The following is an 8,680-nucleotide window of genomic DNA, read 5'->3' as shown; positions in this document are numbered from 1 at the left end:
ATTGTTCTTCTTCCATTCCATGAGCCCGGCAATGATCTGGGCTATTCCGCCATAAAAAATTGCCATTGCAATGACCGGACTGCTCAGAGCGATTATCCCGAGATTACAGAGGCTCAGAAGAATGGTAGTCGTTCCAAATGCGCAGAGCCCAAGCGGTGCCGGGTTTGCGGTATTATCCATGAGGAAAAGATTGTTCTTGTTTGTCTCTTCATTGTTCAACATAATTTCCACTCAAAACTGAATAACCTGGTGCACAATTGCCGTTGCTCACATCCATCATGTGCCCAGATTTTCTTCGATACCGGACAGGATTTTTTTACTATCGGGACCAGATTAATCAGCTCATTGATCTCAATGACGGTAACTTTAACATTTTGCATTCTGATCTCATTTTCCGTTTGAAGGGGGTGGGGGGTTTCTCCAAAGTATATATAATGGGAAATTAAATTCCGGGTAGAGGAATCGATTACGGACAACTTGCGTGAGGTCAGGGTATATGAACGTCAACGAGGATGTTAAGAAATTTAATATCTGGTCAGGCACTTATGAGGATTCACGGTTACAATACCTGTATTTCGATCGGATCCATAAAGGAGTCCTTAATTTAGTTAATGGGGTATCTGCTCCCGTAGACCTGTTGGATGTCGGATGCGGAACCGGTAGACTATTACGAAAAATCCGAGAACGCTGGCCTCATGCACAGCTGATTGGTATTGATCCGGCTGAAGGCATGGTGAAAAAAGCCCGGCAAATGATGCCGGATTCAACATTTATGGTGAGCCCAGCCGAATCAATCCCGCTCCCTGACATCTCTGTAGATCTCGTTTTCAGTACTACTTCTTTTCATCACTGGTCAGACCAGTTACAGGGTATACGTGAGATAAGGCGTGTCTTACGTCCCGGGGGTCAATTCTTTCTCGCTGATATAGCACCTCTCCCATTCGTTTTAAGATTTGTTCATCGCGGTCACGGCCAACTTCGCAATCAGAATGAGGTACGAAATATGTTTGAACAGGCAGGATTGGAAGTCCAAGCACAGAGACGGCTATTTTTGGGACATATCCTTGTAACCTCCGGTATTCGACATTAACGAAAAAATGAATTCCTCAGGATTTTAAAAAAAGTACTGTTGATATGCGCTCTTTCAGACGTTAACACAAAAATACAAAATTTAGAGCATTTTACTTTGAGTTTCTTTAAAAGAATCACCGTGGGAAAAAGTCCCGGCTCAGGTAACCTGCACGTTTCCGAGCCACGCGCCGGGTTTCCCGATAATTTCCCCGACCACCCGGGCGCCTTCCACGAGTTTTGTCACCGCGTCAACAGATTCGGGCGGGACGACATAGGCATACCCCATGCCCATGTTGAACGTCCGGTACATCTCGATTGGCGAGATCTTCCCGGTCTCCTGTATCCACCGGAAGATTTCCGGGGGAGTCAGCGGGTTGTCGAAACGGAACCCGAACTTGCTGAGTCGCAGGAAGTTTAAGAGTCCCCCGCCCGTTATGTGGCACATACCGTGCACCGTGCAGGTGTCGGCGACATGCAGGCTCTCGTGGTAGATCCGGGTTGGCGTGAGGAGTTCGCGTCCGAGCGTCTTACCACTCGAAAGTTTCTGATCGTAGTCCGCGTATTTCTCCACGATGCTCCGGGCTAGCGAGAGCCCGTTGCTGTGGACGCCGGTTGACGGGACACCGATGATCTTGTCGCCGGGCTTGATCTTGTCGCCGGTCACGATCCGGTCCTTTGCCTGGATCCCCATGCAGGTGCCGGCAAGATCGAGGCCGTTCACGAGTCCCTTGAGCGACGCAGTCTCCCCGCCCACGATATCGATGTTGGCCAGCCGGGCCCCCTCGTTGAGTCCAAGGCCGATCTGCGCCATCTTCTCGACCGAGAGCCGGTCGGTCGCGATGTAATCCACAAACGCGATCGGCTCCACGTGCATCACGTAGAGGTCGTTCACGTTCATCGCGATGCAGTCGATCCCGACCGTACTCCAGTCCTGCATCCTGTCTGCGACAAGCATCTTCGTACCTACACCATCGGTCGTCAGCGCAAGGACTTTTGGGCCGAAATCGATCAGGCCGGCAAAGTGGCCGACGTTCCCAAGCATCGTGTAGCTGCCTTTCCGTTTGAAACTCAGGTTGTTTATCAGCGCTTTTATCGCGGTCGCTTCAAGATCGATATCGACACCCGCATCGCGGTATGCATTCTCTGTCATTCAGATTCCTCCGAGAGATGGAACTCATCGTGCAGCACCCGGACCGCACGCGGGCCGTCTTCCTGCCGGACCACAAACGATATGCTTGCCTCGCTTGAGCCCTGCGAGATCATCATAACGTTCACGCCGGCATGGCCAAGCGCGGAAAAAATCCGCCCGCCTGATCCTGCGGCACCGGCCATACCGGCCCCGACCACGGCAACGGCACAGACATCCTTGTTGTGCGTCACTTCCCGTACAATACCATCTTTTACAAGAAATGCCAGTGCATCCACTGCTGTCTGGAGATGAGACTCGTCAACAATAAGCGAGATGTTTGCTTCACTTGAACCCTGGGTGATCATCATCACGTTCACTTCCTTGTCGGCAAGTGCGGAAAAGATCATCTTTGCCACGCCCGGCCGTCCGATCATCTGGGCGCCGTTGATGTTGATTGAGGCGACCTTATCGATGTACGTGAGCGCTTTTACTACCCGGCTGTCCCGGTAGCCGTTCCGGACAATCATGGTGCCAGGAGCATCGGGATTGAAGGTGTTTTTTACCCGGACGAGGATGTTCTTTCTCATCGCCGGGTCAATCGAACGCGGGTGCATGACCTTTGCGCCGAAGTACGAGAGCTCCATGACTTCAATGTACGAGACGCTCTTTAAGACCCGGGCGTCGTTTATCACTCTCGGGTCGGATGTCATGATGCCGTCGACATCCGTCCAGATCCAGATTTCATCTGCATCGATCCCGGCCCCGACAATGGACGCGGAGTAATCCGATCCGCTCCGCCCGAGTGTCGTAATGATCCCGCTCTCGGTGCAGCCCATGAACCCCATGATGACCGGGATCTCTTTTTTTAAGAGAGGTTCGATCTTCTTTTTAATCCGTTCATCGCTCTCACAGAGGGCAGTTGCCTCACCGTGCTGGGGGGTGGTGAGAATGCCGGCCTCGCAGCCGTCAAACACGGTCGACGGGATACCGCGCTGGCGGAGAGCTGCACCGACAATCGGGGCAAGCAGCCGTTCGCCAAAGGAGATGACGTAGTCCTTTGACCGGGGCGTGAGCTCCCGCAGGTTGTGGATGGCAGAAAGAATGTGCTGGAGACTCGCGAGCCGCTTTTCAATGACAGCCCCGACTTCTTTAACATAATCCGGTGCAGCCCCTTCAAGTGTGGTCATGTGACGCTGTCGGAGCGCAGTAATCAGCGGAGCAACCTCCGAGCAGTTCTGTGCAGTGGGGAGTTTTTCTGCAAGAGCGATGAGCTGATCGGTCACACCGCGCTGCGCAGAGACCACGACCGCGACTTCGTCGCCGGCCTTATGGTGTTTTTCGAGGATGTCAACAACGCGTTTGATACACTGCGCATCGGCAACGGAAGTCCCGCCAAATTTCATCAGCAATTTCATTTTGGTTCACACCGGCTGTACCATTTATTTATGTAACCATACGACGCACAGAATTATAATATGCATGCAGAGGACGTGGTGGACTGCCATGTGCTGGTGATCGGCAGCGGCGGGGCGGGAGTGCGGGCGGTAATCGAGGCTGCCGGGCATGGCGACACGGTTCTTGTCACAAAAACCATCGCAGGAAAAGGCGGTTGCACCACGATGGCCGAGGGGGGCTACAACGCGGTGCTGAAAAAAGAGGATTCCTGCGAGATCCACTACGAGGACACGCTTAAAGGGGGAGCATTCCTCAACGACCCGGATCTCGTGAAGATTCTCGTGCAAGAATCCCCGCTGCGCATGGACGACCTGATCCGGTGGGGGGCGGTCTTTGACTTCACGAAAGAAAACGAGATCGCCCAGCGCCCGTTCGGCGGCCAGCGGTTCCCCCGGACCTGCTACGCGGGAGACCGGACCGGCCACGAGATGATGATGACGCTTGTCGAGCAGCTCGATGCAGCGGATGTGACAAAACTCCAGGAAGTGACCGTGATCGACCTGCTCAAAGACGGAGACCGGGTCACGGGCGCCATCGCACTCGATGAAAACGGATCGATCGTTGTCCTGAAAGCCGACAGCACGGTCCTTGCGACCGGCGGCGGGTCACGGGTCTACGATGTCTCGACCAACTCATCGAGCGGGACGGGCGACGGCTTTGCGATGGGGTACCGGGCTGGTGCGGAACTCATCGATATGGAAATGGTCCAGTTCCACCCGACCGGCGCGGTGTACCCGTACGATGCACGGGGCCGGCTCATCACGGAAGCCGTCCGGGGCGAAGGGGGCATCCTGAAAAACCGGCTCGGCGAGCGGTTCATGAAAAAATACGATCCCGACCGCATGGAACTCTCGACCCGGGACGTGGTTTCCCGTGCAATTGCCACCGAGATCGCTGCCGGCCGGGGCACGCCGCGTGGCGGGGTTTACCTTGACGTCACGCACCTGCCAAAAGAGCAGATCGAGACCAAGCTGCCGGTGATGCTCGAACAGTTCCTCAAGTACGGCGTGGACATCCGGACCGAGCCCATGGAGGTCGCCCCGACTGCCCACCACATCATGGGAGGCCTGAAGATCACTCCCGAAGGTAAAACCACGCTGCCGGGTCTCTTTGCCTGCGGAGAATCCGCTGGTGGCGTGCAGGGGGCGAACCGTCTTGGCGGAAACGCTCTTGCAGATACACAGGTCTTCGGGAAACGTGCCGGGGAATTTGCAGCCCGGGCGGAGAAAAGGGTAAAGAAGATCGACCCGGCCCAGATCGCAAAACAGGAAGAGCGGCTCGACCGGTTCCTTGCGGGAACAGAAAACCCGGCGGTAGTGCGAACCGAACTCCAGCTGGCGATGTGGAGGGGTGCCGGGATCTTCCGGGACGAGGCCGGGCTCAAAAATGCGCTTGCCGTGGCAAGCCGGCTCATGCAGGCCCCGATTAAGGCGGTATCAACGAAAAACCTCGCGGACTGCTGCATTGTCGAAAACATGTGCCTGACCGCAGCCCTGATCTGCCGTTCGGCGCTGATCCGGCCCGAGTCACGGGGCGCCCACATGCGGGTCGATATCCCGCAGGATTATGACGCGGCGCATTCGCCCTATGGTCACACGTACATCTCAAGGAACCGTATGGGGATCGTAAAACACGGAGCGGTCGCATGAAGGAATTGCATGTGAAGGTCCAGCGGTTCGACCCGAAAAAAGATCCATCGCCCCGGTTTGAAACCTACGCGGTCAGCGTAAACGACGGTGCCCGGGTCCTCCATGTCCTGCACACGATCCACGATACTCTCGATCCCACGCTCGCGTACCGGTACTGCTGCGGTTCCGGGCAGTGCGGGAGCTGCGCCGTACGGGTGAACGGCGAACCAGTGCTTGCCTGCATGGAAGAAGCAACAGACGGCATCACGATTGCCCCCTTAAACCTGCCGGTCAAACAGGACCTTGTCGTGGATCTCCTCCCGAAGATCGAACTGATAGCATCGCTGAAACCAAGAGTGGACTGTAAACTGCCGACAAAAGAGGAGATCGACGCGATCAAACCGTTGCGGGACTGCATCGAGTGCCTTGCCTGCGTCTCGATCTGCCCGGCGATGGATGTGACACCGTTCCTCGGGCCTACCGCAATGAGGCAGGAGATGCGGCTTGCCCTTGACCCGCGTGACACCGGTGACCGGGTGCCGGACGCGATCCGGGACGGCCTGTTTACCTGCACGAGCTGCCAGGCGTGTTTCAAAGCCTGCCCGAAAAAGATCAAAATCCCGGGAAAAGCAATCGAAAAACTCCGGGCTCTCGCAAACCAGCGCGGGTTCACACTTCCCCGGCACAGGGAAGTTGCAGCGCTCATAAAAGAGACCGGCCGCAGTGTCACCCGCACTGAACCCACATTCATGGAGCAGGTCGGTGAAAGGATCGAGCCGAACGGGCCGGTGAAAGCAACCGTGGGATTCTTTGTCGGCTGTATGTACAACATGCGGCTCCCGAAAACCGCGCTTGACGCCATAGAAGTTCTTCGGCGCAACGGGATTCGGGTGATCATACCAAAAGATCAGGTCTGTTGCGGGTCCCCGCTTATCCGGACCGGCCAGCTGGCGTTTATCGACACGCTCAAGCGCTCTAACATCGATGCGTTCCAGTCCCGGGGCATCGATACCGTGATGACGATGTGCGCCGGCTGTGGTTCGACACTCAAGAACGATTACATGACGCCGTTTAAGGTATTGGACATCAACCAAATGCTTACCATGTACGGCATTGAACCCCCGGCACGCTTGCCAATAAAGGCCACGTACCATGATCCCTGTCACCTGATGCGGGGACAGGATGTCAGAGACGAGCCACGCCAGCTGATCCGGCAGGTGGTCGATCTTGTCGAGATGCCGTCCATCTGCTGCGGGTCGGGCGGTGGCGTGAAGTCGGGCGTGCCCGAAGAGGCGGCAGCTCTTGGAAAGCGCCGGGGAGAGGAGATCAAAAAGACCGGGGCCGATATCGTGATCTCGTCCTGCCCGTTCTGCGAGTTTCATATCGCAAGCCACACGGACAAACCGGTAAAAAATATAACAACCGTGCTTTTAGAGGGGTACCGGGAGAAAGACCGGCAGGCAAAAAAGAAGAACGAGTGAAAGTGTTATTCAGTAACCGGAGTCTAAACCACCCCCCACAATCCTACCTTCCTCCCTCAAAATCCGGGCCCAATCTGGTCTCCAATCTCTTGTTTCCGGACCCCGGATCCCATCTCCACAGGAACCGATGTCCACGCCCTTAGAAAATCCTGATTTAATCGTTTATTTTTAAAAATGCCTCGATTTAAGGGCGATTTAAACCTGCATAATAGCGGGCTTCTGTTGGCTGGGTTTTTGGGATCGAACATTTGGTTATCTGATAGGGAGATCGGCCTCCCGGAGGCCGCTATAAGCGTTTTTCAATTTTACGTCGGAAAAATTGATGAAGATGGGTGGGATCGATGGTGATACGGGAGGCGATGAAATGTTCTTGGTGGCTGCCTCCCCCGCCGTGGAGGCATCCCCCGGCTGCGATGAGGGTTTATTACCAATATTCAGATAGGTCCCGCCACAGATAATACCCAACGGCATCGCACACGCCCCCTTTGGGGGCAGGGCTGGCGTAATGGGGGACTTGTGCAACAGGAAAGGATCTTTCCTGGCTGCTCATTTGTTCGAAACTCCTCACCCGGCATCCGTCCTTTTTGAAACTACTCACCAGCTCATACAGTCTTTTTCGAAAAAGCCCGGTAACGCTGGTGAACTTTTTTAAAAAACGGTTGATGCAGGCACCGGGCTTTTTTCGAAATGATAGGCAGCATGACCGGACATTTTCTGGCTACCTGTCAGGCCCGCACACGGGCAGCGGTAAAAAAAGATCAGGTCAGCTTCATCACGTACTCGTACGCCTCTAATGCCGCCTTTGCCCCGTCCCCGGCCGCGATAATGATCTGCTTGCTTTTAACCGATGTCACATCGCCGGCGGCAAAGACCCCGGGCCGGCTCGTGCGGCCATCCACATCCACCACGATCTCCCTCCGGTCATTAAGTTCCACCAGACCGTCAAGGATCTCCGTGTTCGGCGTCCAGCCGACTTCGATGAACACCCCGTCGACATCGAGATTCTGGTCACTTCCGCCCTTTGTTGTTATCGTAATCCGCTGGAGGAACGGATCGCCGGCAAGCGCTGTGATCTGCGAATGCTGGTGCACGATGATATTTTTTATTCCCTCCATTTTTTTGACATAGACCGGATCCGCCTTGATCGTGCTGCGAACGATCAGGTTCACGGAAGAGGCGATCCCGCTCATTTCGATGGCCGTCTGGATCGCAGAGTTGCCGCCGCCGACTATAGCAACCTTCTTTTCCTTGTAGAGCGGACCGTCGCAGGTCGAGCAGATCGAAAGCCCGTGCCCAAGGTATTTCTCCTCGTCCTGTACGCCAAGTTTCCGGGGTTGTTTGCCCTGCGTCAGGATCAGGCTTTTTGCTTTCAGCAGGGTCCCGGACGCAGTAGTCACGACAAAAAGCCCGGCGTCCTGCGAGATCCCGCTTACCCGCACAAGTTCAAGCCGGACATCGAGCGTATGCACCTGCTCCTCGAATCTCTTCATCAGGTCTTCACCGGTGATCATCCGGTAGCCCATGTAGTTCTCGATCGCCCACGACTCCAGCGCCTGACCACCGATATTCTCCGACACGATAAGGGTTTTTAAGAGTTTGCGTGCGCAGTACACACCCGCAGTCAGTCCTGCGGGGCCGGCGCCGACTATAATGACATCGTACAGCTCGTTTGCCGCAGGTGTCCCGAACAGTTCGTTTAACCGCTGGGAATCAAACCCGACAATGACCTCATCGTCAACCATGATAACGGGTACACCGCGCTGGCCCGAGAGTGCAATCATCCTCTGCGCAGCAGCATCATCTGCGCCGACATCGATGGAGGTATAGGGAACGCCCTGTTTCTCAAGAAACGCCTTTGCCATCCGGCAGTACGGGCAGTTTTTTGTCGAATATACCGTGACCATACTCATGAAAGC

The 8,680-nt window shown here is 55.4% G+C and carries 7 protein-coding genes; 3 read left to right on the top strand and 4 right to left on the bottom strand.

The window, feature by feature from the left end; translation table 11 throughout:
* The coding region (locus tag QZN75_RS09480) for an acetate uptake transporter (protein ID WP_394339503.1) at positions 1–180 on the bottom strand (180 nt) is incomplete at its 3' end.
* Positions 181–496: 316 nt separating this feature from the next.
* On the opposite strand from QZN75_RS09480, the gene QZN75_RS09475 reads away from it, so the two are divergent.
* Positions 497–1,090: a class I SAM-dependent methyltransferase gene (locus QZN75_RS09475; protein WP_292427892.1), complete on the top strand. Its 594-nt coding sequence runs from the start codon at positions 497–499 to the stop codon at positions 1,088–1,090.
* Between the two features lie 138 nt (positions 1,091–1,228).
* On the opposite strand, the gene purM is transcribed toward QZN75_RS09475, so the two are convergent.
* Both purM and QZN75_RS09465 read right to left on the bottom strand, forming a co-directional pair.
* A complete protein-coding gene (gene purM / locus QZN75_RS09470) occupies positions 1,229–2,221 on the bottom strand; it encodes a phosphoribosylformylglycinamidine cyclo-ligase (RefSeq protein WP_292427888.1) in 993 nt (330 codons plus the stop codon).
* Positions 2,218–3,615 (bottom strand): aspartate kinase, encoded by a 1,398-nt coding sequence (locus tag QZN75_RS09465; protein ID WP_292427886.1) that lies wholly within the window; start codon positions 3,613–3,615, stop codon positions 2,218–2,220. The genes purM and QZN75_RS09465 overlap by 4 nt, the downstream gene beginning before the upstream one ends.
* A 60-nt stretch (positions 3,616–3,675) precedes the next feature.
* On the opposite strand from QZN75_RS09465, the gene tfrA reads away from it, so the two are divergent.
* Both tfrA and tfrB read left to right on the top strand, forming a co-directional pair.
* Positions 3,676–5,304 carry a fumarate reductase (CoM/CoB) subunit TfrA gene (gene tfrA / locus QZN75_RS09460; RefSeq protein WP_292427884.1) on the top strand — a complete coding sequence of 543 codons (1,629 nt, stop codon included), beginning with the start codon at positions 3,676–3,678 and terminating at the stop codon, positions 5,302–5,304.
* Positions 5,301–6,764 carry a fumarate reductase (CoM/CoB) subunit TfrB gene (tfrB, locus tag QZN75_RS09455; RefSeq protein ID WP_292427881.1) on the top strand — a complete coding sequence of 488 codons (1,464 nt, stop codon included), beginning with the start codon at positions 5,301–5,303 and terminating at the stop codon, positions 6,762–6,764. Before tfrA ends, tfrB begins: the two co-directional genes overlap by 4 nt.
* A gap of 758 nt (positions 6,765–7,522) precedes the next feature.
* Here tfrB and QZN75_RS09450 read toward each other — a convergent pair.
* Positions 7,523–8,674 carry a Uxx-star family glutaredoxin-like (seleno)protein gene (locus QZN75_RS09450; protein WP_292427879.1) on the bottom strand — a complete coding sequence of 384 codons (1,152 nt, stop codon included), beginning with the start codon at positions 8,672–8,674 and terminating at the stop codon, positions 7,523–7,525.
* Positions 8,675–8,680 lie beyond the last annotated feature (6 nt).

The organism is Methanoregula sp. (assembly GCF_003170075.1).
Taxonomy (GTDB): Archaea; Halobacteriota; Methanomicrobia; order Methanomicrobiales; family Methanospirillaceae; genus Methanoregula.
Note: the sequence above shows the minus strand (reverse complement) of the source record. Positions and strands in the feature narration are given on the sequence as shown.

Bases quoted from the DNA above. Each gene is read 5' to 3' on its own strand.
- QZN75_RS09475 (WP_292427892.1), top strand. From the start codon at position 497: ATGAACGTCAACGAGGATGTTAAGAAATTTAATATCTGGTCAGGCACT.
- purM (WP_292427888.1), bottom strand. From the start codon at position 2,221: ATGACAGAGAATGCATACCGCGATGCGGGTGTCGATATCGATCTTGAA.
- tfrA (WP_292427884.1), top strand. From the start codon at position 3,676: ATGCATGCAGAGGACGTGGTGGACTGCCATGTGCTGGTGATCGGCAGC.
- QZN75_RS09450 (WP_292427879.1), bottom strand. From the start codon at position 8,674: ATGAGTATGGTCACGGTATATTCGACAAAAAACTGCCCGTACTGCCGG.
- tfrB (WP_292427881.1), top strand. From the start codon at position 5,301: ATGAAGGAATTGCATGTGAAGGTCCAGCGGTTCGACCCGAAAAAAGAT.
- QZN75_RS09465 (WP_292427886.1), bottom strand. From the start codon at position 3,615: ATGAAATTGCTGATGAAATTTGGCGGGACTTCCGTTGCCGATGCGCAG.